At 56.6% G+C, this 24,513-nt stretch carries 23 protein-coding genes; 4 read left to right on the top strand and 19 right to left on the bottom strand.

Annotation, left to right across the window (positions count from 1 at the left end; all coding sequences use genetic code 11):
• Positions 1-3: 3 nt before the first annotated feature.
• From U2949_RS03070 to ndk, 6 genes are all read right to left on the bottom strand, one after another.
• On the bottom strand, positions 4-639 hold the full coding sequence (locus U2949_RS03070; protein WP_009455880.1) for a YfgM family protein: 636 nt from the start codon (positions 637-639) through the stop codon (positions 4-6).
• 2 nt (positions 640-641) lie between these two features.
• Complete coding sequence (gene hisS / locus U2949_RS03065; RefSeq protein WP_321286097.1) at positions 642-1,925, bottom strand: histidine--tRNA ligase; 1,284 nt, start codon at positions 1,923-1,925, stop codon at positions 642-644.
• A gap of 42 nt (positions 1,926-1,967) precedes the next feature.
• A complete protein-coding gene (gene ispG, locus U2949_RS03060; RefSeq protein ID WP_257722718.1) occupies positions 1,968-3,254 on the bottom strand; it encodes a flavodoxin-dependent (E)-4-hydroxy-3-methylbut-2-enyl-diphosphate synthase in 1,287 nt (428 codons plus the stop codon).
• Positions 3,251-3,745, bottom strand: a complete 495-nt coding sequence (locus U2949_RS03055) for a helix-turn-helix domain-containing protein (protein ID WP_026483490.1) — start codon at positions 3,743-3,745, stop codon at positions 3,251-3,253. Before U2949_RS03055 ends, ispG begins: the two co-directional genes overlap by 4 nt.
• Complete coding sequence (gene rlmN, locus U2949_RS03050) at positions 3,742-4,890, bottom strand: dual-specificity RNA methyltransferase RlmN (RefSeq protein ID WP_009455884.1); 1,149 nt, start codon at positions 4,888-4,890, stop codon at positions 3,742-3,744. The genes U2949_RS03055 and rlmN overlap by 4 nt, the downstream gene beginning before the upstream one ends.
• A gap of 148 nt (positions 4,891-5,038) precedes the next feature.
• Positions 5,039-5,464 carry a nucleoside-diphosphate kinase gene (gene ndk / locus U2949_RS03045; RefSeq protein WP_009455885.1) on the bottom strand — a complete coding sequence of 142 codons (426 nt, stop codon included), beginning with the start codon at positions 5,462-5,464 and terminating at the stop codon, positions 5,039-5,041.
• 253 nt (positions 5,465-5,717) lie between these two features.
• On the opposite strand from ndk, the gene U2949_RS03040 reads away from it, so the two are divergent.
• The gene (locus tag U2949_RS03040; RefSeq protein ID WP_321286091.1) at positions 5,718-8,570 is read left to right on the top strand and encodes a valine--tRNA ligase; all 2,853 of its coding nucleotides are present in this window, start codon (positions 5,718-5,720) and stop codon (positions 8,568-8,570) included.
• A 225-nt stretch (positions 8,571-8,795) separates the two neighbouring features.
• On the opposite strand, the gene U2949_RS03035 is transcribed toward U2949_RS03040, so the two are convergent.
• Positions 8,796-9,668, bottom strand: coding sequence for a LysR family transcriptional regulator (locus U2949_RS03035; RefSeq protein WP_026483492.1), 873 nt, complete (start codon positions 9,666-9,668; stop codon positions 8,796-8,798).
• A 76-nt stretch (positions 9,669-9,744) separates the two neighbouring features.
• Between U2949_RS03035 and U2949_RS03030 the strand changes: the two genes are divergently transcribed.
• Positions 9,745-10,713 carry a DMT family transporter gene (locus U2949_RS03030; protein WP_321286089.1) on the top strand — a complete coding sequence of 323 codons (969 nt, stop codon included), beginning with the start codon at positions 9,745-9,747 and terminating at the stop codon, positions 10,711-10,713.
• A 74-nt stretch (positions 10,714-10,787) separates the two neighbouring features.
• On the opposite strand, the gene trmD is transcribed toward U2949_RS03030, so the two are convergent.
• The 7 genes from trmD to U2949_RS02995 form a co-directional block, all read right to left on the bottom strand.
• Positions 10,788-11,546, bottom strand: coding sequence for a tRNA (guanosine(37)-N1)-methyltransferase TrmD (gene trmD / locus U2949_RS03025; RefSeq protein ID WP_257722721.1), 759 nt, complete (start codon positions 11,544-11,546; stop codon positions 10,788-10,790).
• A gap of 88 nt (positions 11,547-11,634) precedes the next feature.
• Positions 11,635-12,234 carry a ribosome maturation factor RimM gene (gene rimM, locus U2949_RS03020; RefSeq protein ID WP_026483494.1) on the bottom strand — a complete coding sequence of 200 codons (600 nt, stop codon included), beginning with the start codon at positions 12,232-12,234 and terminating at the stop codon, positions 11,635-11,637.
• 32 nt (positions 12,235-12,266) lie between these two features.
• A complete protein-coding gene (gene rpsP / locus U2949_RS03015) occupies positions 12,267-12,527 on the bottom strand; it encodes a 30S ribosomal protein S16 (RefSeq protein ID WP_009455906.1) in 261 nt (86 codons plus the stop codon).
• Between the two features lie 136 nt (positions 12,528-12,663).
• Positions 12,664-12,918, bottom strand: coding sequence for a sulfurtransferase TusA family protein (locus tag U2949_RS03010; RefSeq protein ID WP_009455909.1), 255 nt, complete (start codon positions 12,916-12,918; stop codon positions 12,664-12,666).
• Positions 12,918-15,545, bottom strand: coding sequence for an alanine--tRNA ligase (alaS, locus tag U2949_RS03005; RefSeq protein ID WP_321286086.1), 2,628 nt, complete (start codon positions 15,543-15,545; stop codon positions 12,918-12,920). Before alaS ends, U2949_RS03010 begins: the two co-directional genes overlap by 1 nt.
• 284 nt (positions 15,546-15,829) lie before the next feature.
• Entirely contained in the window at positions 15,830-16,762 is a 933-nt protein-coding gene (gene puuE, locus U2949_RS03000; RefSeq protein WP_021446474.1) for an allantoinase PuuE, read from the bottom strand.
• Positions 16,763-16,773: 11 nt separating this feature from the next.
• Complete coding sequence (locus tag U2949_RS02995) at positions 16,774-17,502, bottom strand: GntR family transcriptional regulator (protein WP_257722723.1); 729 nt, start codon at positions 17,500-17,502, stop codon at positions 16,774-16,776.
• Positions 17,503-17,734: 232 nt separating this feature from the next.
• On the opposite strand from U2949_RS02995, the gene uraH reads away from it, so the two are divergent.
• Both uraH and U2949_RS02985 read left to right on the top strand, forming a co-directional pair.
• Complete coding sequence (uraH, locus tag U2949_RS02990) at positions 17,735-18,088, top strand: hydroxyisourate hydrolase (protein ID WP_009455919.1); 354 nt, start codon at positions 17,735-17,737, stop codon at positions 18,086-18,088.
• 58 nt (positions 18,089-18,146) lie between these two features.
• Positions 18,147-19,379 carry a urate hydroxylase PuuD gene (locus U2949_RS02985; RefSeq protein WP_009455921.1) on the top strand — a complete coding sequence of 411 codons (1,233 nt, stop codon included), beginning with the start codon at positions 18,147-18,149 and terminating at the stop codon, positions 19,377-19,379.
• A gap of 225 nt (positions 19,380-19,604) precedes the next feature.
• Here the strand turns inward: U2949_RS02985 and U2949_RS02980 are convergent, their stop codons facing one another.
• The 5 genes from U2949_RS02980 to U2949_RS02960 all read right to left on the bottom strand — a co-directional run bounded on the left by U2949_RS02980 (position 19,605) and on the right by U2949_RS02960 (position 24,509).
• Positions 19,605-20,072 (bottom strand): hypothetical protein, encoded by a 468-nt coding sequence (locus tag U2949_RS02980; protein ID WP_321286081.1) that lies wholly within the window; start codon positions 20,070-20,072, stop codon positions 19,605-19,607.
• The gene (locus U2949_RS02975; RefSeq protein ID WP_321286079.1) at positions 20,038-21,129 is read right to left on the bottom strand and encodes a hypothetical protein; all 1,092 of its coding nucleotides are present in this window, start codon (positions 21,127-21,129) and stop codon (positions 20,038-20,040) included. Before U2949_RS02975 ends, U2949_RS02980 begins: the two co-directional genes overlap by 35 nt.
• 383 nt (positions 21,130-21,512) lie before the next feature.
• Positions 21,513-22,106: a hypothetical protein gene (locus U2949_RS02970; RefSeq protein WP_257722726.1), complete on the bottom strand. Its 594-nt coding sequence runs from the start codon at positions 22,104-22,106 to the stop codon at positions 21,513-21,515.
• Complete coding sequence (locus U2949_RS02965) at positions 22,103-23,092, bottom strand: TcpQ domain-containing protein (RefSeq protein WP_321286077.1); 990 nt, start codon at positions 23,090-23,092, stop codon at positions 22,103-22,105. The genes U2949_RS02970 and U2949_RS02965 overlap by 4 nt, the downstream gene beginning before the upstream one ends.
• 103 nt (positions 23,093-23,195) lie before the next feature.
• The gene (locus tag U2949_RS02960) at positions 23,196-24,509 is read right to left on the bottom strand and encodes an extracellular solute-binding protein (RefSeq protein ID WP_009455926.1); all 1,314 of its coding nucleotides are present in this window, start codon (positions 24,507-24,509) and stop codon (positions 23,196-23,198) included.
• Between the last annotated feature and the right edge of the window lie 4 nt (positions 24,510-24,513).

Here is a 24,513-nt window from a genome sequence, read left to right as displayed (position 1 = left end):
GAATTAAGCTCCTGCCAGGGCATCAAGTTTGATCTGTACCAACTGCGAAATAGGGTCTTGCTTGAGCAACTCCACGGCCTGCGTCCAGGCTTCGCGTGCTGCATCGTTCTGCCCTTGGGCGGCCAGAATATCGCCTTTGCGATCCGCAAACAGACCGGCAAAGCTGGCAGGAGGATTCGTCAGCTGAGCCAGGGCATCGTCGTAATTCTTTTGCTCCAGCAAGATACCAGCCAGACGCAGACGTGCCAGCGGGGTCAAGGCTGGGTCGTGGTTGGTTTTGACCATCCACTCCAATTGCTCACGAGCAGGCGTAAGATTGCCGCGTTGCTGCAAAGCCTGGGCAGCCAGCAAGACACCACGGGAGGTGTAGCCGGACTTGGGAAAATCATTACGCAAGGTCGTGCTGGCAGCCAGCACGCGGGCATCGGCCTCTTCGCCTGTCTGGGCAGCCGCACTTTCCAACGCTTCAAAGTAACCCATGGCCTGACCAGCCTGATGACCCTGATACCACTGCCAACCGCGCCAGCCCGCCACTGCTGCCAAGGCAGCAAAAGCCAACACGATGCACAAGGTGCCCCAGCGGTCCCACCATGCTCGCATGGCATCTAGTTTTTCCTGTTCTTCAAGATCGTAGGCCATGCTCAAATCCTTGCTGACAAAACACTGGCGAGTTCAGAAAATTCAACAGACTGTTGCTGCTCGGCGCCATCCGCAGCACGCAACCATTTCACACTGGCCTGTTCTTTTTGGAGTTCGTCGTCACCCAAAATAACGGCGGCCTGCGCACCACTGGCATCAGCCCGTTTGAACTGGGACTTGAAGCCGCTGGAGCCTGCATGGACTATCACCTGCAAACCAGCATCCCGCAATTGCTCGGCCAACAGCGACGCCTTGCGCTGGGCTGCCTCACCCTGGTGAACCATATACACCTGACATTCAGGAATGGCGGGCTGCTCGCCATCTTGCGAGCACAGGTCCAGCAAGCGCTCCACACCAATAGCAAAACCCACGGCGGGCGAAGGCTTGCCACCCATCAATTCGATCAGGCCGTCGTAACGGCCTCCGCCACATACCGTCCCTTGTGCACCCAGGCGATCCGTTACCCACTCGAACACGGTCAAGTTGTAGTAATCCAGACCACGCACCAGACGCGGGTTCAGTGTGTAGGCAATACCGGCATCATCCAGGCGATCGCATACGCCCTGGAAGTGGGCACGAGACTCTTCACCCAGGAAGTCGAACAGGCGTGGAGCGGCATTGGCCATTTCCTGCATGGCCGGATTTTTGGTATCCAGCACACGCAAGGGGTTGGTGTACATGCGGCGCTGTGCTTCTTCGTCCAGTACATCCTTGTACGCTTCCAGGTGCTCGATCAAGGCTGCACGGTGAGCGGCACGCTCTTCAGCCTGGCCCAAGGAGTTCAGTTCCAGACGGATGTCCGTCAGACCCAGCTTCTTCCACAAACGGGCCAACATGACGATCAGCTCGGCATCCACATCCGGCCCGGGCAGACCCAGCGCTTCCACGTCGATCTGGTGAAACTGACGGTAGCGGCCACGCTGCGGGCGCTCGTGACGGAACACCGGCCCCATCGCATAAACACGATGAGGGCGATCGTACAAGAGATTATGTTCGATAGTGGCGCGCACCATGCCCGCCGTAAATTCGGGACGCATGGTGAGCTTGTCGCCATTGAGCGAGTCGGTAAAGGAATACATTTCCTTCTCGACAATGTCGGTAACTTCGCCAATACCACGAGCAAACAACTGGGTATGTTCCAGCACGGGGGTACGCATATTGCGATAGCCATAGCTGGCCAACCATTCCCGCACCAGAGCCTCCAGGGCTTCCCACTGTGCGCTTTCACCCGGTAAGGTGTCTTTCATGCCCGTCAGGGCGCGGAGCTTTTGAAACTGCTGCGTCATAATTCTAATGGTTTGCTCGCCATAGACTGACAAGCGTGTTGATCAAACCGTTGATGTTTTGCCGTAGCGGCGCTCAACGTAATTCTGGACAATGGTCTGAAATTCCTGAGCGATAGTATCACCCTTCAGGGTCACCACCCGCTCGCCATCCACATAGACGGGTGCCGAAGGAACTTCCCCGGTTCCCGGCAAGCTGATGCCGATATCGGCGTGGCGGCTTTCCCCCGGACCATTGACCACACAGCCCATCACCGCGACGTTCATGGTTTCCACGCCGGGATACAGATCTTTCCAGACAGGCATCTGGTCACGCAAATAGCTTTGAATATCGTTGGCCAGCTCCTGGAACACCGTACTGCTGGTGCGACCACAACCCGGACACGCCACCACCATAGGAGTAAAAGCACGCAAACCCATGGTCTGCAAGATTTCCTGAGCCACCACTACTTCACGAGCACGATCGCCACCGGGTTCAGGAGTCAGGGAAATACGAATGGTGTCACCAATGCCTTGCTGCAACAAGACAGCCAAGGCAGCGGTGGAAGCCACAATCCCCTTGCTGCCCATCCCCGCTTCGGTCAGGCCCAGGTGCAAGGCGTAGTCGCAACGTGCCGACAAGTCCTGGTAGACCGTAATCAGGTCCTGCACATGGCTGACCTTGCAGGACAGAACGATACGGTTGCCCGATAGCCCCAGTTCCTCGGCACGCTGGGCGTTGCTGATGGCAGAGATAACCAGAGCATCGCGCATCACCGCCTGAGCCGTCCAGGGATAAGCACGCTCGTTATTTTCATCCATCATGCGGGCCATCAGCTCGTGATCCAGGCTGCCCCAGTTCACGCCAATTCGCACAGCCTTGTCGTAACGGCAGGCGATTTCAATCATCTTGGCGAAGTTATCGTCCCGGCGCTTGCCACCACCCATATTGCCCGGATTGATCCGGTACTTGGACAGGGCCTGAGCACACTCGGGGTAATCTGCCAGCAATTTATGGCCGTTGTAATGGAAGTCCCCCACCAAGGGGACATTTACGCCCATGCGGTCCAACTGCTCGCGAATGGCGGGCACTTCACGGGCCGCTTCGGGGGTATTGACCGTAATACGCACCATTTCAGAACCGGCACGCGCCAGTTCCTTGACCTGGATAGCCGTTGCAATAGCATCGACGGTATCCGTATTGGTCATGGACTGCACCACGACCGGGGCCGAGCCCCCCAATTTCACAACATGATCGCCCCAGCGCACATCAACTGCGCGGGTTACCCGTTTGGGTTGGGCGCCCACCGGCAGAGGTTGGCAAGCAGAGGAAGTTTCGGGACCCTGCGTCATTTCTTCAAGTCCTTGAGCCAATCGAACACCAGCCACTCTTCGGGAACCCAGCCCCGATCAATGGCGTAAAAACCGGCTACCAGCAGCAAAACAATAATGATAAGAATCCAGATCCAGCCAAACCCGCCGCGCGAGTCGGCATACAGGCTCAAATCCGCACTGGACAAGCCCGAACCGGAATGGTTGCGCGGTACGGGCTTGGGCGCAGCGGTATCACTGACCTGAGCTTCCAGCATGACCAGCACGGCTGATACGTCAGCCTCCAGAAAGCGCGCGTAATTACGCACCATGCCCCGCAAAGGCTGCCCACCGGGCAACTGGTCCCACTCCTGAGCTTCCAGGGCCTCTAGCTGGCGAACCGAAAACTTCAGGCGGGTGGAGGCTTCGTTCAGCGTACAGGATCGCGCCAAGCGCAGCTCACGCAATGTCGGGCCTACACCTGAGCCCGCTTCCGGAGCAGATTGGTTGGAGGGGACCAGAGTCTCGCTCATGCACGTTCCTGTTTGATTTGAATGACAGCACGATCAGGCAAACGTTGTTCGATACGGGTGCGATCACGAATATCGCCCGCCAACTGTCCACAAGCGGCAGCAATATCATCGCCGCGCGTCTTGCGCACTGTGGTTACCACCCCACCATCCATCAGCCGTTGGGCAAACTGTTTGACCCGTGCAGCTGAAGAGCGTTTCAGACCGGACTGCGGAAAAGGATTGAAAGGAATCAAATTAAATTTACAGCGCACAATGCGTGCGATGTCCAACAGTTCCTGCGCATGCTGGTCGGTATCGTTGATACCATCCAGCATGATGTATTCAAACGTGATGAAGTCACGCGGGGCGTGCTCCAGATAGCGATTACAGGCATCCAGAAGCTCGGCCAGCGGGTACTTCTTGTTCAGTGGCACCAGGCGATCGCGCAACGCATCATTGGGCGCGTGCAGCGATACGGCCAGTGCGACCGGGCAATCCTTGGCCAGACGATCCATCATGGGCACCACCCCGGAGGTGGAGACCGTCACACGGCGGCGCGACAGACCGTAGGCATTATCGTCCAGCATCAGGCGCAAGGCACCGAGCACCTGATCGTAATTGAGCAGGGGTTCGCCCATGCCCATCATGACCACATTGCTGATAACACGCGTGCTGGTTTGCTCGGCATCGCCAATACGGGCGGTTTCCGGCGCATTCAGCAAAGCACGGCGAGCAAACCAAAGCTGGCCAATGATTTCAGAGGTGGTGAGGTTGCGGTTGAAGCCTTGATAGCCCGTGGAACAGAATGGACAGGCCACGGTGCAGCCAGCCTGGCTGGAAATACACAGGGTGCCCCGGTCGTCCTCGGGAATGAAAACCGCTTCGACGGCGTTATTGCTGCCTACATCAAACAGCCATTTACGGGTGCCGTCGGTAGAAATATGTTCGTGCGACATGCTGGGCGCGGTGACAACGCAATTAGCGGTCAGCTGCTCGCGGAACTCGCGCGCCAGATCCGTCATCTGCCCAAAATCGTCTTGTTGACGCTGGTGTATCCAGCGCTGCAATTGGCGCGCGCGGAAAGGCTTGCCACCCCATTGGGCGACCAGTTCAACAAGTTGCTCCGGGCCCAGGCCCAGAAGATTGGTAGGTTCGAGCGATGACATAAAAAAATAATACCTTCACGCGTTCTGGCTATTACTTTCTTGCAGGAGTGCAAAAAAGCCCCTTTTTGCGGATTTGCCCGGCACACCGATTCCGGTGAGCCGGGCAAGTCTTGCTCAGAGTGCCGCCAGTACTGCGCGGTTTAACGAATTAACGGCTGTAAACGTTGCACTCTGGGAAGAAGAAAGCGATTTCGACAGCAGCGGTTTCAGGAGCGTCGGAACCGTGAACAGCGTTAGCGTCGATGCTTTCAGCGAAGTCAGCACGGATGGTGCCGGCGTCAGCTTTCTTGGGGTCGGTAGCGCCCATCAGTTCGCGGTTCTTGGCAATGGCGCCTTCGCCTTCCAGAACTTGAACGAATACAGGACCGGAAACCATGAAGTCAACCAGATCCTTGAAGAAAGGACGCTCGGCGTGCACGCCGTAGAAGCGCTCGGCTTCGCCACGGGACAGGTGAACCAGGCGACCAGCGATCACTTTCAGGCCAGCGCCTTCAAAGCGGGAAATAATCTGACCGATCACGTTTTTAGCAACAGCGTCGGGCTTGATAATGGACAGAGTGCGTTCAATAGCCATGTGAAAATCCAAATAAGAACAATATAGTGTAGTCTTTGCTGCGTAAAGCAAAATGCAGATCCGACGGTTCGCGCTAAATTTTTTAATGAAAACAAGCACTTTCATCAGATTTACGGCAACCCGGCATTTTACCACGCCAAAGACGCACGGCCACATCTTAAAATAGTGCATCTTAAATTCGTTTTTTACCCAGGATTAGTCCCGCCCTATCTGGCACCAACCGTGCAATAAGGGGCAGGCAGACCGCATCACCATGACCAACTCATCCGCAACGACCTCCGACGAGCAGTTATCCAAGAGCTTTGAACCCCAGGAAATCGAAACGCGCTGGTACGCGCGCTGGGAGCAAGCCGACCTTTTCAAGGGTGGCCAACATGTCCAGCCCTTGGGTGATCATCAGTCCGAACCCTTTGTGATCCAGTCCCCACCGCCAAACGTCACCGGGACCTTGCACATGGGCCACGCCTTTAATCAGACCATCATGGATGGCCTGACGCGCTACCACCGCATGAAAGGCGACGATACGGTCTACATTCCCGGCACCGACCACGCCGGGATTGCCACCCAGATCATTGTGGAACGCCAGCTTGATGCCCAGAACATCAGCCGCCACGACCTGGGCCGCGAGAAATTCCTGGAAAAAGTCTGGGAGTGGAAAGAGAAGTCGGGCAATACCATTACCGGCCAGTTCCGCCGCCTGGGCGCCTCCTGTGACTGGAGCCGCGAATACTTCACCATGGACGACAATCTGTCCCGTGGCGTGCTGGAAACTTTTGTCCGCCTGTACGAGCAAGGCCTGATTTACCGCGGCAAGCGCCTGGTGAACTGGGACCCCGTGCTGGGCACCGCCGTGTCTGATCTGGAAGTGGTCAGCGAGGAAGAAGACGGCCATCTGTGGGAAATCAGCTACCCGCTGACCACACCTCAAGGCGATCTGACCCACCTGACGGTGGCCACTACCCGTCCGGAAACCATGCTGGGCGACGTTGCCCTGATGGTGCACCCGGAGGACGAACGCTATATCGGCCTGATCGGTCAAACCGTTACCCTGCCCCTGGTTGGTCGCTCCATCCCGATCATTGCGGACGATTACGTAGACCCGGCCTTTGGTACCGGCGTGGTGAAGGTTACCCCCGCCCACGACTTCAATGACTACGCTGTTGGCCAACGCCACAACCTGGAAATGATCAGCATCCTGACGCTGGATGCCCACATTGCCGACACCGCCCCCGAAGCCTACCAAGGCCTGGAGCGCTTTGCGGCACGCAAGCAAATCGTGGCCGACCTGGAAGCCCAGGGCCTGCTCAAGGCCGTCAAGCCACACAAACTGATGGTGCCACGTGGCGACCGCACCAATACGGTTATCGAACCCATGCTGACCGACCAGTGGTTTGTCGCCATGAGCAAGCCTGCGCCAGAAGACTCCCTGCACCCCGGCAAGAGCATCACCCAGGTTGCCCTGGATGTGGTGGCCGATGGCCGTGTGCGCTTCTACCCCGACAACTGGTCCAACACCTACAACCAGTGGCTGAACAATATTCAGGACTGGTGTATTTCCCGTCAGCTATGGTGGGGACACCAAATTCCCGCCTGGTACGCCGAAGACGGCAGCCTGTTTGTCGCCCGCTCCGAAGAAGACGCTCTGGAACAAGCCCGCGCTGCTGGCGTGACCGGCCCACTGCGCCGCGACGAGGACGTGCTGGACACCTGGTTCTCCTCTGCCCTGGTGCCCTTCACCGATCTGGGCTGGCCTGAAGAAACCCCGGATCTGGCCCGTTACCTGCCCTCCAGCGTGCTGGTAACTGGCTTCGACATTATTTTCTTCTGGGTAGCCCGCATGGTCATGATGAGCATGCACCTGACTGGCCGCGTTCCGTTCAACACCGTCTACGTTCACGGACTGGTGTGCGATATGGAAGGCAAGAAGATGAGCAAATCCAAGGGCAACACGATTGACCCAGTGGATTTGATCGACGGTATCGACCTGGAAAGCCTGATACACAAACGCACGTTTGGCCTGATGAACCCCAAGCAGGCTCAAAGCATCACCAAGCGCACCAAGAAGGACTATCCCGATGGCATCCCCGCCTTCGGTACGGACGCGCTGCGCTTTACCATGGCCGCCTACGCCACCCTGGGTCGTAACATCAACTTCGACATGAAGCGCTGCGAAGGCTACCGCAACTTCTGCAACAAGCTGTGGAACGCCACCCGCTTTGTGCTGATGAACACCGAAGGCCATGAGCTGCACACCGATGCAGCTGCCGAGCTGAGCTTTGCAGACCGCTGGATCATCAGCCTGCTGCAAGGTCTGGAACAGGACGCCGAGCGCGGTTTTGCCGACTACCGTTTCGATAACGTCGCCAATGCCATCTACCACTTTGTATGGGACGAGTACTGCGACTGGTACCTGGAACTGGCCAAGACCCAGATCCAGAACGGCACGCCCGAGCAGCAGCTGGGCACCCGTCGCACCCTGATCCGTGTACTGGAAGTGGTGCTGCGCGTTGCGCACCCCATCATCCCGTTCATTACGGAAGAGCTGTGGCAGAAAGTCTCGGTGGTAGCTGGCAAACGCGCTGCCAATGAAACCACCAGCATTTCAGTCCAGCCCTACCCTATCGCCAACCCGGCCGCCATTGATGAACAGGCCATGGCACAGGTTGCTGAACTGAAGGCCCAAGTGGACGCGATTCGCGCCTTGCGCGGCGAAATGAATCTCTCGCCCGCCCAACGCGTGCCTCTGGTGGCCCAAGGTGATGCTGCAATTCTGAGCGCCAACAGCCCCTATCTGGCCAGCTTGTGCAAACTGGAAAGCGTGGACATCGTGGACCAACTGCCCACCGACGCCGGCGCCCCAGTGCAAGTGGTCGATACCACTCAGCTGATGCTGCATGTAGAGATTGACGTGGAAGCGGAGCGTATCCGCCTGTCCAAGGAAATCGAACGTCTGCAAGGCGAGATCAACAAGGCCGAAGCCAAACTGGGCAACGCCAGCTTTGTAGAACGTGCACCTGCCGCCGTGGTTGAACAGGAGCGCCTGCGCGTGGCTCAATTCGGTGAGACACTGGCCAAGGTGAAACAGCAGTTTGATCGTCTGGGCTAATTGCCTGAATCAGGTCTCGGTGACGAGAGAGGGCCCTGCACTAGTGCAGGGCCTTTTTGCATCTATTGCCCTTCAATGCAGCAGAACTACTCAGATCACCCGTGACGCACCCTCCCTGCTCATGCGAAACAGAAGAACACAGGAGCATCACACCAGCACAGACCTGTCGCGCACAAAAGTTATCCCGCACTGACACAACAAAAAAACAAAACCATCCTGAGCACATCACTTGTTGCGATGCATTTTCCGGGCTATCCGCAAAAACGCCTGAGCAGCAGGAGAAAGCCGCTCGAAGTTCAGGGCTGCCAGGGCGATTTCACGCGGCCTACAGGGCTCCAGGCTGCGATAAATCACCCCTACTGGTGGCTCCGGCAAGGCCAGCCTGCCCGCGATGGTCACAGCCACTCCTTGCGCGACAAAGCCCAACATGGAGGACAACTGCTCGAAACGGAACAAGGTCCTGGGGACCGCCCCTGCCGCTGCCAGAAACTGATCCACATGCGGACCAGAACCTGCCGCAGTCCGAATAAAAGGCAGGTCATGAAAGTCACTGGCAGAAACACGGGCGCAAACAGCCAAATGATGCTCTGCTGGCAACACAGCCACCAGTTCATCCTGAGCCAAGGGCAAGCAGTCAAAGCGATCATCAGGCAAGATCACGAAGCCCAGTTCCACCCGCCGCTCCAGCAGCCACTGCGCCACTTCACTATCAATACCCTCATCAATCTGCACCTCCACTTCGGGATGCGTCTGCCTGTAGCAAGCCAATAAATGCGGCAGCAAATGCAAGGACGAGGAAGCCCCAAAAGAAGCAATACGCAAGGTGCCACGGGCAATTCCCTGCTCGTAGCAGGCTTCCTGATGCAAGGCCTCTTTCTGCTGCAGGATGTCGTTAGCACGTTGCAGCAATTTGGCTCCTACTTCCGTCAACTCCACTGAGGTCGGGCCACGAGAAAACAGGCAGACACCCAAATCGGCCTCCAGTTGCTTGAGCGCATGACTGACGGCACTTTGCGTAATCCCCAAGGCACTAGCTGCTCGAGAAAAGCTGCCTATCCTGGCCAGCACGGAAAAGATTTCAAGTTGGGTGAAGGTCATGAGCGTTTACTCATTCGACTATGAAGCAATAAAAGTAAATAGTACCCCTGCTGAAATCTTCTCCATAGTGGCTTTAATGAAATCTCCCAACTACTCCGTACACCTAAGTCTGATTGGCATGGCCGCTTTATGGGGGGCCTCCTGGCCCTGGGGCCGAGTCGTGGCGCAAGCCATGCCGCCTTTGGCGGCAGCCAGTCTGCGTTTCCTGATTGCCAGCGTCGCACTGCTACTTTGGATGAGCTGGAGTGGTCGACTGAAAGCCCTATGCACACTTGGCTCCCGAGAATGGCTAGGTCTGCTTAACGCGTCGGCTTTTGGAGTATTTGGCTATTCAATTTTCTTTCTTCTGGCCCTGAAACTGGTACCCGCAGGCAAGGGAAGCATGGTTGTTGCCCTGAACCCAGTCCTGATCCTGATTCTGGCTTCTTTGCTGTTTCGCGAGCCAGTCAACAAAAAGATGAGCCTGGGGGTGATCCTGGCCGTATCAGGGGCTCTCTATGCCCTGAGTGCCGGCTCTATCAGCAGCCTCATGCCGGGCCAGAGCGGAATAGGCGAATGGCTTTTACTGGGCTGTGCACTGTGCTGGGTCAGCTACACCTTGATTGGCCGCACCGTACTGACCACCTTAGATTCTCTGACCGCCACCAGCATGACCACATTGATTGGCGCAGTGCTTCTGTCCATCGGCAGCTTGGGGGTCGAGGGTGTCTCGGCCTGGAGCAGCCTGAGCCATGCGCCCAGCCAAGCCTGGTACAGCGTGTTGGCCTTGGGCCTGGGTTCAACGGCTCTGGCCTTCGCCTGGTATATGCACGGCGTGAAAAGCCTGGGCGCCACATCCGCAGGCGCCTATCTGGCCCTGGTACCGCTGTTTGGCGTTTTACTGTCCAGCCTGTGGCTTAAAGAAGCCCTGAGTCCATCCTTGATCGGCGGAGGTTTGCTGGCGATTAGCGGAATGGCCCTGATGAGCTGGGGACGGCAGACACTGCATGCCAAGGGCGACGCCCCTACGGAAAATTCGGGACTACAACTTGGCCAGTACGACTAAACAAAGCAACCCAGATACAAAACGGCCCGCATCAAAACGGGCCGTGAAGGTTTACGCAAATTCTTTAAACAAAGTTATTCGCCCAAGGAAGCCAAAGACGCCAAAAAGCGCTCGTCTGCTTTACTAAGCTCGCCACGCTGACGGGCCTGCTCAATCAGCTCGGGCCGCCGCAAGGCTGTCAAACGCAGGGATTGCTCACGCCGCCATGCCTGAATACGGCCATGATGACCGGACATCAACACTTCGGGCACCGCCTGATCGCGGTATACCTCGGGACGCGTGTAATGCGGACTATCCAGCAAGCCACTATTATCGGCATGGAAAGAGTCCTGACGAGCCGAGTCAGCGTCATTCAACACGCCGGGCAAGAGCCGAATCACGCTATCAATAATCGCCAGCGAGGCAATTTCGCCGCCAGACAGCACAAAGTCCCCCAAAGACAGTTCCTGGGTGACGCGCGCATCAATAAAACGTTGATCGATACCTTCATAGCGACCGCAAACGAGAACCGCGCCAGGACCTTGAGCCAGCTCCTGAGCCACTGTCTGATCAAAGCGTCGCCCTGTGGGACTTAGCAAAATCACTTCCGGGCTATCGCCACGATCAGCCAAAGCCTGATCCAGGGCATCATTCAAGGGGTCAGCCAGCATGACCATGCCTGGGCCACCGCCGTAAGGACGGTCGTCTACGGTACGGTGCACGTCAGTGGTGTAGTCGCGCGGGTTCCAGGTCCGCATCTGCCAGATGCCCTGCTTGTGCGCACGGCCGGTAACCCCAGCCTCGCTGACCACATCAAACATGTCCGGGAACAGGGTCAGGGCATCAAATCGCATGAGGACTCGGCAAGAGAAAAAGGCAGATACGCCTTACAAGACTCGACCAGTCAGGCCAGAGCCATGCAGGTGCGCAGGAGTGAAACGATCAAATCGCCCAGTGGCTGTGCAGCTCGCGGGCGGACATATCCACCGTATGCACAATGGCTTGCACAAAAGGAACCAGCTCTTCAAGCGGCCTGCCCTGCTCGTCCTTTACAGGTGTAAAAACACCTTCAGCATCCCAGGAGCCACGATGCACGACCAAAATGGAGTGCGCGCCGTTATCCAGCACTTCCACCACTTCGCCCAGGCTTTCAGCCTGGCCGTCCTGCTCGCCAAAGAAGCGGCAGCCGATCAGATCGACCCAATAAAATTCGTCTTCGTCCGCTTTGGGGAAAGCGGCACGGGATACCCAAACGGTATGTCCCTTGAGAGCTTGAGCCAGCTCTCGATTATCCAGACCCTCAAACTGCGCCACGATGGTTGCGCCATGCTGCTTTGCGGCTTGTATCTGTCTGGGTGACGCAGACGCAAAAACGCCCGCCTGAGATTCAGGCCGGGGCGTTTTTAACCACCACGTCTTTGCATTCAGTAGCGCCTTGGTCTGCATGGAATGCGGCTGGATCTTGACCCAACCACGCACACCATAAGCGGAAACAATACGACCGAGCTCAACAAGGTCAGCAGGAATCGCAGATTGCTTCACACTAAACGCTACTGAAAAACAGGTGAATCAACTTAGGCAGCCGAAGCAACCTTAGCCGAGTATTCTTTCAACAGGCGAGCCACAGCAGGCGAAACCTGAGCACCGTTGTCGGTGAAGTGCTTAACGCGGTCCATTTGCAGACGCAGGTTTTCATGACCTTCGCCAGCGACGGGGTTGTAGAAACCCAGACGTTCGATGAAGCGACCATCACGGCGTTGGCTCGCCTCGGCGGCTACTACGTTGTAAAAAGGACGCTTTTTGGAGCCACCACGGGCCAAGCGAATTACCACCATTGATAATCCCTTTATTGTGTAAGGTAAACAAAAAATTCTAGCACTATTCTGGCAGGCATGCCAAAAGTAACACGCTAAGATAGCAGATTCAGTGCTAGATACGCAACAGACAAAGCAGTATTCTACCGCCGTCGGCTTAACGACGGCGTAAAAAATGCAGAGTTTTTTCGGCTTGCTGGTCTTGAGCCAACAGTTCGTTGCCAGTTTGGCGACAAAAAGCCTGAAAATCTTGAATGGCGTGCTGATCGGTCGTGATGACCTGCAACACTTGCCCGGATTCCAGCTGCGCCAAGGCTTTCTTGGCACGCAAGATGGGCAAGGGGCATTTCAGCCCGCTTGCATCCACCTGCAGATCGCTGTTGGGCAAAGCGCCGGTCTCGGACATCGTCATTACGCACCCAACTTGCTTTGGACCCAGGCCTGCACCGAGGCATTGGCCTGTGGCAAGACGCTGGCATCGGTACCGCCGCCCATGGCCATGTCAGGACGACCACCGCCCTTCCCGCCCATTTGCGAGGCCACAAAGCCCACCAGATCACCCGCCTTGACCTTGGAAGTCAGGTCTGGCGTCACGCCAGCCACCAGGCTGACTTTGCCGTCCGCAACGATGGACAGCAGAATCACGGCAGACTGCAGCTTGTTCTTCAACTGATCGGCCATTTCGCGCAGGGCTTTGGCTTCCACGCCTTGTAGCGTAGCCACCAGCAGGCGACTGCTGTCATTCAAGGGTACGGCTTGGGCCAGCAGATCCTGGCCGGCAGAAGCCGCCAGCTTGGATTGCATTTGTTCGCGCTCGCGCTCCAGATCTTTGATCTGAGCTTGCAAGGCGTTGATACGGGCAACCAGACCTTCTGGCTGGGTACGCAGGCTGTCGGAAGCGTCGTTCAACAAACGCTCTTGCGCTTGCACCCAGTGCAGGCTGTTGGTGCCGGTAATGGCTTCGACACGGCGCACACCAGCGGCTACACCACCTTCCGAGACAATCTTGAACAAGCCGATATCGCCCGTGCGCTGAACGTGAGTCCCACCACACAGCTCGCGCGAGAAGCCGATATCCAGTACGCGCACTTCGTCGCCGTACTTTTCACCAAACAAAGCCATGGCACCGCCGCTGACGGCGTCGTCAAACGACATCAGTTGGGCTTGCACGGCCTGGTTAGCCAGAACCTGATCGTTCACAATGGCTTCGACCTGAGCGATTTGCTCGGCTGTCATGGCGGCATCGTGCGCAAAGTCAAAACGGGTTTTTTCAGCGTCTACCAGGGAACCACGTTGTTGCACGTGACCGCCCAGTACCTGACGCAAGGCCTTGTGCATCAAGTGCGTGGCCGAGTGGTTACGGATCACACGCGCACGACGCTCAGTATCTACCTGGGCGTTAACAGTCTGGCCCACAGTCAGCGTGCCAGCGTTCAGCACACCTTGGTGACCGAAAACCTGATTGGAAATCTTTCGGGTATCCTGCACTTCAAAGGACAGGCCCTTGGCATCGCTCAGGATACCGGCATCACCCACCTGACCACCGGATTCGGCGTAGAAAGGGGTGGCATCCAAAACCACTACCGCTTGCTGGCCTTGGGCCACGGACTGCACAGAGGTGCCATCCACATACAAGGCGGTAACCGTGCCGCTGCCTTCCAGGGTGGTGTAACCATCAAAGCGGGTTTGCACGCCGGAGTAACTCAGGCCTTCGGATGTTTTGAACTTGCCCGAAGCGCGTGCCATCTGACGCTGGTTTTCCATGGCAACTTCAAAACCGTCCAGATCGACCTCAATGCCACGCTCGCGGCAGATGTCGGCGGTCAAGTCCACGGGGAAACCGTAGGTGTCGTACAAGGAGAACAACGTCTGGCCGTCCAGCTTGGCATTCTCTGGCAGGTTGGCCAAAGCGCCTTCCAGAATGCGCATGCCGTTTTCCAGCGTTTCGCTGAAACGCTCTTCTTCCTGGCGCAACACTTGTTCGATGCGCTCACGCTGGCTAATCAGTTCAGGATAGGCTTCGCCCATGGTCAGACCCAGATCCTGTACCAAACGGTAGAAGAACAAGCCCTTCTGACCCAGCTTGTGACCGTGACGCAAGGCGCGGCGAATAATGCGGCGCAACACATAGCCACGGCCTTCATTGCTGGGGATCACCCCGTCAATGATCAGGAAGCTGCAAGCACGGATGTGGTCAGCAATCACCTTGAGCGAGTTATTGCTCAGGTCGCTGGTCTTGGTTTCGCGTGCGGCAGCCTGAATCAGGGATTGGAACAGGTCGATTTCGTAGTTGGAGTGCACGTGCTGCAGCACAGCCGAAATACGCTCCAGGCCCATGCCGGTGTCCACACAAGGCTTGGGCAGCGGTGTCATGGTGCCGTCGGCGGAACGCTCGAACTGCATGAACACCAGGTTCCATACTTCGATGTAGCGGTCGCCGTCTTCTTCAGGCGATCCGGGAGGGCCACCCCAGACGTCGGCACCGTGGTCGTAGAAAATTTCCGAGCAAGGGCCACAGGGACCGGTATCGGCCATCTGCCAGAAGTTGTCCGAGTTGTAGCGTACGCCGCCCTTGTCACCGATACGGATGATGCGCTCTTTGGGCACCCCAATTTCCGAGGCCCAGATATCGTAGGCTTCATCGTCTTCCTGATAGACGGTGACCCAGAGTTTTTCGGCAGGCAGCTTGTAAACCGTCGTCAGCAGCTCCCAGGCATAGCGAATGGCGTCTTGCTTGAAGTAGTCGCCAAAGCTGAAGTTGCCCAGCATTTCAAAAAAGGTGTGGTGGCGGGCCGTGTAGCCCACGTTTTCCAGGTCATTGTGCTTGCCACCGGCACGAACACAGCGCTGAGAGCTGGTCGCACGGTTGTAGGGGCGGGTTTCCTTACCCGTGAACACATCTTTGAACTGCACCATCCCTGCGTTAGTGAACAGCAAGGTAGGGTCATTGCCTGGCACCAGCGAAGCCGAGGAAACGATGTGGTGTCCCTTGGATTCAAAAAAAGAAAGAAACTTCTGACGAATTTCTGAGGTTTTCATTACTTGCAACGCGATGGAAAATTTAACTGCCTATTATAAGACGATCAGCCTTGCAGCCCATGCGCGCGCTGCGCTGGCACAACACCTGCCGCCCCGGCAAAGCAGTGAGAAGCCAGGACGCCACACTCCCTGTACGAGCGGCTGCGTAAGCGTCAAATAGTACTGTTTTCAGCGGGCAGAAACAACAATTCCGACCCTGGCGAGTCGGAATGTGAATGCCCCCTGCTCAGATTCAGGATGTCGTCTTGACGGGCCAGGAGGCATGAACCCTGGCCCTGCCCCGATCAGGCCTTGGGCTGATAGGGATGATGCTCGGCCCAGTGGCGAGCAATATCCACACGACGGCACACCCAGACACGCTCGTGCGATTGCACGTAATCCAGGAAACGCTGCAAGGCGCGGAAGCGGCCAGGACGGCCGATCAGACGGCAATGCAAGCCGATGGACAGCATCTTGGGAGCTTCTTCACCTTCTTCGTAAAGCACGTCAAACGCGTCTTTCAGGTAGGAAAAGAAATGGTCGCCGGTATTGAAACCCTGAGGAGCGGCAAAGCGCATGTCATTGCTATCCAGAGTGTAAGGCACGATCAATTGCGGCTTGACCGTATTGTCGCTGAGTTGAACCTCGGTCCAGAACGGCAGATCGTCACCGTAGTAGTCGGAGCTGTACAGGAACTGGCCTTCTTCTGCCACCAGACGCAAGGTGTTGGGGCTGTCACGGCCGGTGTACCAGCCTTCAGGATGATGGCCCAGCAAGTCCGTCAGTACTTTCACGCACTGACGCATATGCTCACGCTCCACCTCTTCTGACACGTTCTGGTAGTGAATCCAGCGGTAACCGTGGCACGCGATTTCATGGCCCAGGCGTACAAACTCCTGTGCCAGCTCGGGGTGACGCTCCAGCGCCATACCCACACCAAAAATGGTCATGGGCAAGCCGCGTTTTTCAAACTCTTTCAGAATCCGCCAGACACCGGCACGCGAGCCGTATTCGTAAATGGATTCCATGGACAGGTGACGGTCCGGGTAAGCGGCCGCACCAATAATTTCGGACAGGAACTGCTCGGAGCCCGGGTCACCGTGCAGGACGCAATTCTCGCCGCCTTCCTCATAATTCAAGACAAACTGCACCGCAATGCGCGCCCGATCAGGCCATTGTGCATGGGGCACGTTTTTACCGTAACCGACCAGGTCACGAGGGTACTTACTCAAGGACATACCGTCTCCGTTTAGCGTTTTACGCTGAGGGCCAGCCAAGGATCGGCAGCATTGCCATCACCCGCTTCGCTCATGCGATGTTCACAATCACTTAAGTGATGATGCATAGCCAGATGCGCGCCTTCGGCATCGCCCTGACTAAGCTTGTCCAAAATCTCTTTGTGCTCGTAAAACGAACACGCCTGTTCGCCCGGTGTGTCGTGATACGCAATGATGAGCGTGGTGCGGGCGCACAAGGTGTGCATCAACTCGGTCAGCTCATCATTGCCAGCGCAGCGCGCCAGCATCACGTGAAACGCATTGGACAGGCGCAACCAACTGATGCGGTCGCCATGTTCAAAGGCGTGCTGTTCACGCTCCACCATTTCATACAGGCCAGCCAGACGCTCCGGCAGATCCGGGTAGCTGATCAGTTTTTGCAGAATCAAGGCTTCCAGATCACGCCGCAGTTCAAACACGTCCCGTGTTTGCTTGGCCGTCGGCTTCCAGACAAAAGCACCCCGATTGGGCTCAATGACCACAATCTTGTCGTGTTCAAGGGCAGCCAGCGCCGCACGAACGGTCGCCCGCGAGCACGCGAAAATCGTGCATAGCGTGGCTTCCGTCAGTTTGGTTCCAGGCAAAAGACGACGGTCAACGACCGCATCAAAGATCTGGCTATAAACACGCCCGACCTCGCTATCTGCCATGCCCCCCTCTAGCAGCGAGGAGGCGCTGGGCGCTTGGGATTCACTGCTCATCCCCTCTTGCCGCCGTATCTGAAGCATAGAATTTCTCGTTATTGACTATTGACAATTATTCGGTACCCCGACAAAATCGTCAACATAAATTGTCGACAATCTGATTCCTCAAACAGAGCGACAGTTTCGGGGCCTCAACCCAGCGCACTGATCCTTGCACCGTTGGCCCCCGGCCGGTTCTCAAAACTGGGCTCGCTGGACCTTTTTTGATCACCATAAACCGGAGACATTTATGGGAAAGCTATCAACCCATGTCCTTGACACGACTCAAGGGCGCCCAGCCAGCGGCGTGCGCGTCGATCTTTATTCCATCGAAAACGATCAACGCACTCTGATCAAAACCACTCACACCAACAGCGACGGTCGCTGTGATGAGCCCCTGCTGCAAGGCGAGGCCATGCACACGGGCGTTTTTGAACTGGTGTTCCATGCAGGTGACTACTTTGCCGCCAGCGGTGTGGCTCTGCCCGAGCCACGCTTTGTGGATCAGGTCGGCATTCGCTTTGGTATCGCTGATGCCAATGCCAATTACCACGTACCTCTGGTCGTGACCCCCTGGTCCTGGTCTACCTATCGCGGCAGCTGATCGCGTATCCAAGTCGACTTTTCGCTTCTATACGAAACCACTCTGATACGAGATCTTTATGTACGCTTACCTACTTGAGTACGGCAACCTGCTGTTGCGCTGGTTGCACGTGATTGCGGCTGTCGCCTGGATCGGCGAGTCCATCTACTTTGTGATGCTGGACAATGGCCTGAAACCGCCCAAAGGCGAAGAAAGCAAGAAACGCGGTGTGTTTGGCGAGATGTGGGCTGTCCACGGCGGCGGCTTCTATCACAACCAGAAATACCTGACCAACCCGGCTGAACTGCCTGATGACCTGCACTGGTCTTTCTGGAAGTCCTACACCACCTGGTTGTCCGGTTTCTTCCTGTTCGCTCTGCTCTACCTGACCAAGCCCGAGTTCTATCTAGTCAACCCCAACAGTCCCTGGGAATGGGCGGCTCAAATGACAGGCACGCAAGCCAACGTCATGGCCATTGCCTTCCTGGTACTGGGCTGGGTGGTCTATAACGGCCTATGCCGTCTGATCAGCCCCAACATGAACCGCGATGGACTGCTGAGCGTGGCGGTGGCGATCATGATGGTGGTCGTGGCTTACCTGAGCGCCCACATCTTCTCGGGTCGTGCTGCGTTCTTGCTGACGGGTGCTGTCATGGCCACCAGCATGTCGGCCAACGTGTTCTTCTGGATCATTCCCGGCCAGCGCCGCATGGTCAAGGCACTGAAAGCCGGTCAGGCGCCCAACCCTCTGGATGGCAAGCGCGGCAAACAGCGTTCGGTACACAATACCTACTTCACGCTGCCTGTCCTGCTGCTGATGCTGAGCAACCACTACTCGTTCACGTATAACAACCCCAATGCGTGGATCATCATGGTGCTGTTCATCTTTGCCGGTGCCCTGATCCGTCAATACTTCGTGCTGATGCACGCTGGCATCAAAAAGCCTGCCTACCCGGCTGCCGGTGTTGTGCTGCTGCTGATCGTGGGTTACCTGGCGGCTCCTGCCAGCTTGAAGGGTGAAGTTGCCAGTGCACCTGAAGCTGCCAACGGTGCGGAAACAATCAGTGTTGCCCGTGTCCAGGAAATCATGGACGCACGATGTGTTCAGTGTCACGCGGTCAAGCCCAATGCCGACTTCGGCTTTACGGCTGCCCCTGCCGGCATGTTGCTCGATACCATCGACAACACGGTGCTGCACGCCGAACAGGTGAAAACCGTGGTGCACTCCAAGTACATGCCCCTGGGCAACATGACGCAAATGACCGACGAAGAGCGTGCTGCCATTGCCGCTTGGAGCGGTACCCGCGACTAATGCAGAACAAGGCTCAAGCCTGACGAGCGACAAGCTCCGTAGTAACTTCCAACCCCGATATGATGAAAATCATGTCGGGGTTTTTTCTTGCTTCGGGTCTATGGAGCTACCTGTCTGGTCTGCTGCTACACGAACTCACGGCCTTGCTGATTCAAGAACAGTCAGGTTTGAAACCTGCAAAGCAGTAAGCCTGGGCTTCTGCTGATCGCAGAAGTCCTGTCACACTTAACCCTGCCCGGAAGGCAAACATAGCTTGATGGATTGCAATTCCAGTTGCGGTTGCGGTTGCGGTTGCGCAGCTTGAGCTTGGTTTTGCCCTATTTCAAGCTCAATACAGCGACTACTCAAAGACAAGAGGCGCATGGACCTATCTCGCTCACGCCCTATCGGCCAAAGCTGTCCTTGCTGAAACAGGAGCAGACGCTGCTCATGCTGCACTTCGGCCAGCAACTGGGTATCTCTTCCATAGATGGCCTTCAGCTTCAATGCAGGGGTGGGCTTACTGGAGTTGATCTTGGCCACATCAGGCTGACCCGCCCCCTCCTGCTCCTCTGGTGTCCTCAAGCAGGACGACATGTTCTGCCGCGCCTGCTCGGCTTCCAGCAACAGCATCTCCCTTACTATCGTCGCCATGGTTTCCATCGCCCAAGCCGGTGCACTAAACATCAGCGTCAGACCAAACAGAATGCTCAAAAGGGGTCTGCATGTAATCGGCCAGATCCTGATCAGCCAGATCCCGCTGCGCAGATTCATAAACATAGCCTTCCAGCTCCACGATAAAAGCGCTGCCCAGCAGCGAGGGGTAGGACCGCGAATTCAATGACAAGCTCATACGCTCCCAGTGCAGTTCAGGAAGCTGGGCCGCCAGTAAATACACCGAGCGCAGGGGTGATTGACTGAGCCAGGAGCGGCGCCACACGCCTGCCCTTGTTTGCTGATTTTCGGCGTAGGATTCAGCCCACTGAGCAGGGCTCAATGACAAGCGCATAAAAGCAGGCTGCACGGCCGCCAGCTTGGCATGCAAACCTGGAGATGCCGCAGTTGGCATTCGCGTCTGATCTTTCGTTTCCAAGGACTGGGGAATCAATGTCTGATACCCGCGCCGGATACGCAAATCACCCTGCCCCAAGCCGGTGAACTCCAGCACATTCGGCTCGCGAATCTGGCTCTGCATGGCCGCACTAAAACGTTGCACATCCTCAAACCCATAATGCGCCTGACACTCCCACAAAACGGCCTGGCGGCGACAATCCACCTGCTGCAATTGCCAGTCCGCCCCCTGAGCAGGAAGCTCCTCAATCAAGCTCAACACAGCCTGAATACTGGTCAAACCAAGCTCTTCCTGGGTTAGGCTTTGCTCCCAATCAGGCACATTCGCAACCAAGTGCCTCCGCAGATCAAGGGACAGCATGCCCCCAAGCGCCGCCATCACCAACAAAGACAAAAGCGCCAGACGGAGCGGGATCTTTTCACACCACCTAGCATGCCTGACAGGCTGGCGCTGCATGCGGCCCTGCGGTCTTCTGCCTTGCTCCAGACAAACCCATAAATCATCTGGTTGCCGCAGTTCGCGTATGGAGGGGTAACGCGCCTGCATAGCCTGCCGCAAGGCCTGCACTTGGCCAACCTGAGCCAGGAGGCAATCACTACCTTCCATCACCTGACCATGTTCAAGCACCAGAAACCACAGACGGCCAGGAGCCACCGTCCATAAAAGAAAAACTGCGTCCAGAGGGTGGTGGGCAGCCATACAGGCAGCCGCAGAATAGGCCTGAACTCGCGTCAATCTAGCCTTTGAAGGCCCATTCTGGGCCAAGCGCAAGACAGATTGGATCCTCCGGCTGTTCAGCCAACAACTTGGAACCCAAGCCATTGCCTGCCCTGCTGTCCGTCCTGCTGTTTGCCCTGCTCTTTGTCCTGCTACATCCTCATCAGTCTTTTCCTGTACTTGTCGTAGTTCTTCTATTTGCCTTTCCGTTTGCTTAGGTGCCTGTTCTCTCAGCCCCCCTTTCACTCCCATCAAGCAAGTCCAATACGATCTCTTCATCCGACGATTTTGAGTCCGCCGCATACCGTCCCCGGCATCCCCCCACTGCAACCCAAACCAGTACTCCCGCTCAGGCAAGACAGAACTCATTTCACACCCCGGTCGATTAAGTTCTCTGCCCCTGACTCATCCACGCGCCGTAATCCAGACTGCTGCTCCAAAGCCAGAGAACTCTCATCGCGATACAGCTCAATACGGCCTGCCTGATACCGCCACTTCAGTCCATATACCGCTGCAATCTGATCCAACAAGGCTGACAAACGTAGTTGTTCAAAAATCAGGCCTCCCTGCCGAGCCGATTCCGACCCCACCTGCCCAGCGGTTCGTGGCGGGAAGTGCGTTAAAGGCAAACGAGCCTGCGGGCTAACGAAAACGCTCAGATCAGACAATAAAGACAAACGACGCGCCAGCTCATCCAGATCGGGCAAAGGCGCTTCCAAAGAAAAACTGAAGGTTTGTCTGGAGCGTAATGCCGCTGGCAAGACAGCCGGTTTTCGTAAAGGCACGGCCGCCCCCAGCAACCAGGGCTTGTCGACAGACTGAGCATGGGCCACGGAGGATGGACTGTTGCTATCGAACACCACGGCATCATCCAGCCATGCCTGATCAACATGCTGCCCTGCTGTTTGCAATCTGCAAGCCGCTATCAGCGGCAAAAGCAAGAGACAGAGATAATTCATGACTGTCCCTCGGGCGAAGCGCTGGGATCGCAGGCTTGCGGCCAAGCCAGAATCCTGAGCACTTGATTTGAGTAAAAACAGGCCTGCAAAGGATGAGCATTCAGTTGGGCAGCCGCCAACAACTGAGCCACAGCAGTCTCAAAGCCCCCCTCAAAGCGAGCCGCCGCCTTGATAGGGAAATCGACCTCCAAAGTCCAATGCTCAGGTGCAAAAACCCATTGCGCTTGCTTAGCCCATCGGGCTAATGCCTGCCTCAAGGTTCTATCCTTGATTCGCAGTTCAAAAACAGGCTCTGCAATGGACTGTGCATCCACACCAGGAGCTGAAACTGGCAGCAACTCTGAACGGGCTTGAAATGCTTGTGTCTGCAACACGTTCGCGGGGGCAGGCTCGCCCTCCTTCACTTGAGCCGCCATCCAATCTGGCGCAGGCTTTCCAGAAAGCAAACTACTTTGCTCGGAAGAGCGGATCTCAGAACGACTTAGGGGGAAATGGCTTGGCGAAGAATCACTACGCTGGGAGAGACTGGCTCGGGCTTGCTGCTGATCCTTCTGTTGACTACGGTCCTGTGGCAAGGCATCCGATGCCTCTACGCCAAGTGTTGCAGCACCCTCAGCATGGGTACTCTTGCGCCCTAAACTAGCCTGCGCCCGTGCTCGTCCGGCCCGAAATATCAACTCCGTCCACAGGCCTTCAATCACTTGAAACTGCCCCAAGGGCTTCAAAGACAGCAGCGTTTCCTGTCCATTCCTGCGCCCCAATACCGCTGGCAGCCTCTGCTCCGGTGCAAAATGCAGCCAGATACGCCTGCCGTTATCAAACACCTGCATAGGGCCGACTTGAGGGTCGCCAGACAAGCGCCAATCGAAGTTAAAGACGCGTGTTCCCGGATCAGCCAACAGGCCATCAGGCCCCTGACTGGTCTGACAGGCAGACAGCCCCAGGCCACACATCAGCAAGACGCAGAAACGGACAAGAAAACGCATTGCGAGCACCCAAAGAAAAAACCCCATGTCCCGTCAAGGGCATGGGGTTTATCTTCAAGGATGCTCGCTCAAGCCGCTAGATCGGCTTGTACGCACAGATAAATCAGCGTCCTTTCTGAGCCACCAGACGGTTGGCTTCCGTGGCAGCGGTACGCAAGGCCGTCATGGCAGGTTGCTGACCGTCCAGCGCACTTTCCAAGCTCTGGTTGAACACGGCGCGAATCTGGCGGTAGTTACGGAAGTTACCCTTGGCTGTACCCGATGTACCGCTGCTGTAGGCGCCCACCAGGTGCATCCAGTCGCCCTTGTCCTTGTAGTAGTCGCTACCCGTGGCGTTAAAGGCCTCGCGGCTTACAGGCAAAAAGCCTGTTTTCTGATACCAGCGAGCGGCGTTCTCTGGCTGAGCCAACCAGCTGATGAAGCGGGCCGAAGCCTGGTTCTGCTCAGCATTATGGCCTTTCACCGCCCACAGCGCCGAGCCGGTCACAAAAGGCTTGCCGGGGGTTTGGGTGACTTCAGGGTAGTAAGGCAGACCGGTCACAGCGTACTTCAGGCCGCGCGTGTCGCTGTACTCACCGATATGGCCGGAGTTGGAGAACATGACTGCACATTCACCTTTGGCAAAACGCTGGGGCGACTCGGGCAAGGTGCCGGGTTTGACCATCAGCTCGGATTTCACCCAGCTGATCATCATGGACAAGTGACGGATATACATCACGTCAAAATCAAAGCCCACTTTACCTTTAACCTTGGGGCCGGGCGCCAGACCATAAATCTGGTTATTGACCGCTGCCAGGTTCTCCAGATTGATGGAGACAGACTGATCGGAGGTCAAAGGACAACGGCGCGAGCCTTTATTGGCCAGATCAACCAGTTGAGCTTGCAAGTCCAGCCAGACACGGCTGGGAACGGGAGGCTCGATCTTGGCTTTATCAAACGCTTCCAGGTTGTAGTACATGACCGGAATTTCGGCCATGTAGGGGAAGCCTTGCAATTGGCCACGGCCATTGCGCACAAAGGAATTCGAGGCCAGGAACCAGGACACATTGTCCATTTTTTCCCGAGCCAGCAAGGTGTGCATGGGCATGATGTAGGAGCGGTCGGCGACCTCGTCCAGGCCAGACATCTCGCCTAACTGCACCAGATTGGGCAAATCCTTGCCCGCTTGCATGACCTGCTCCAAAGAAGCTTCTGTGTCATGCGCCTTGACCGACACCTTGACGTCGCTCTGGCTACGATTGAAATCCCGAACCAAACGTTCGAACTCGTCCTGATTGTGCGAGTTCAAAGCGGTCCAGACCTGAATATCAACGGCTGCCAGGGCGGTCGACCCGAACAGCAAAGCGGCTGAGCCACCCGCTGCCATCGCCAAAGCCATAACACCACGTTTCAACAGTAATCCGCGTAGATTTTTCATACAT

The organism is Alcaligenes phenolicus (assembly GCF_032063905.1).
In the GTDB taxonomy this organism is placed as follows: Bacteria; Pseudomonadota; Gammaproteobacteria; order Burkholderiales; family Burkholderiaceae_B; genus Alcaligenes; species Alcaligenes phenolicus.
This window is presented reverse-complemented; position numbering and strand designations above follow the sequence as displayed.

What these genes read in the sequence shown, in the direction of transcription:
- hisS (WP_321286097.1), bottom strand. Translation starts at nt 1,925, where the DNA reads ATGACGCAGCAGTTTCAAAAGCTCCGCGCCCTGACGGGCATGAAAGAC.
- U2949_RS03040 (WP_321286091.1), top strand. Translation starts at nt 5,718, where the DNA reads ATGACCAACTCATCCGCAACGACCTCCGACGAGCAGTTATCCAAGAGC.
- U2949_RS02970 (WP_257722726.1), bottom strand. Translation starts at nt 22,106, where the DNA reads ATGAATTATCTCTGTCTCTTGCTTTTGCCGCTGATAGCGGCTTGCAGA.
- U2949_RS03035 (WP_026483492.1), bottom strand. Translation starts at nt 9,668, where the DNA reads ATGACCTTCACCCAACTTGAAATCTTTTCCGTGCTGGCCAGGATAGGC.
- ispG (WP_257722718.1), bottom strand. Translation starts at nt 3,254, where the DNA reads ATGACGCAGGGTCCCGAAACTTCCTCTGCTTGCCAACCTCTGCCGGTG.
- ndk (WP_009455885.1), bottom strand. Translation starts at nt 5,464, where the DNA reads ATGGCTATTGAACGCACTCTGTCCATTATCAAGCCCGACGCTGTTGCT.
- alaS (WP_321286086.1), bottom strand. Translation starts at nt 15,545, where the DNA reads ATGAAAACCTCAGAAATTCGTCAGAAGTTTCTTTCTTTTTTTGAATCC.
- U2949_RS02985 (WP_009455921.1), top strand. Translation starts at nt 18,147, where the DNA reads ATGTACGCTTACCTACTTGAGTACGGCAACCTGCTGTTGCGCTGGTTG.
- puuE (WP_021446474.1), bottom strand. Translation starts at nt 16,762, where the DNA reads ATGTCCTTGAGTAAGTACCCTCGTGACCTGGTCGGTTACGGTAAAAAC.
- U2949_RS03030 (WP_321286089.1), top strand. Translation starts at nt 9,745, where the DNA reads ATGAAATCTCCCAACTACTCCGTACACCTAAGTCTGATTGGCATGGCC.
- rpsP (WP_009455906.1), bottom strand. Translation starts at nt 12,527, where the DNA reads ATGGTGGTAATTCGCTTGGCCCGTGGTGGCTCCAAAAAGCGTCCTTTT.
- U2949_RS02995 (WP_257722723.1), bottom strand. Translation starts at nt 17,502, where the DNA reads ATGAGCAGTGAATCCCAAGCGCCCAGCGCCTCCTCGCTGCTAGAGGGG.
- U2949_RS02975 (WP_321286079.1), bottom strand. Translation starts at nt 21,129, where the DNA reads ATGGCTGCCCACCACCCTCTGGACGCAGTTTTTCTTTTATGGACGGTG.
- U2949_RS03070 (WP_009455880.1), bottom strand. Translation starts at nt 639, where the DNA reads ATGGCCTACGATCTTGAAGAACAGGAAAAACTAGATGCCATGCGAGCA.
- trmD (WP_257722721.1), bottom strand. Translation starts at nt 11,546, where the DNA reads ATGCGATTTGATGCCCTGACCCTGTTCCCGGACATGTTTGATGTGGTC.
- U2949_RS03010 (WP_009455909.1), bottom strand. Translation starts at nt 12,918, where the DNA reads ATGACGATGTCCGAGACCGGCGCTTTGCCCAACAGCGATCTGCAGGTG.
- uraH (WP_009455919.1), top strand. Translation starts at nt 17,735, where the DNA reads ATGGGAAAGCTATCAACCCATGTCCTTGACACGACTCAAGGGCGCCCA.
- rlmN (WP_009455884.1), bottom strand. Translation starts at nt 4,890, where the DNA reads ATGTCATCGCTCGAACCTACCAATCTTCTGGGCCTGGGCCCGGAGCAA.
- U2949_RS03055 (WP_026483490.1), bottom strand. Translation starts at nt 3,745, where the DNA reads ATGAGCGAGACTCTGGTCCCCTCCAACCAATCTGCTCCGGAAGCGGGC.
- U2949_RS02965 (WP_321286077.1), bottom strand. Translation starts at nt 23,092, where the DNA reads ATGCGTTTTCTTGTCCGTTTCTGCGTCTTGCTGATGTGTGGCCTGGGG.
- U2949_RS02960 (WP_009455926.1), bottom strand. Translation starts at nt 24,509, where the DNA reads ATGAAAAATCTACGCGGATTACTGTTGAAACGTGGTGTTATGGCTTTG.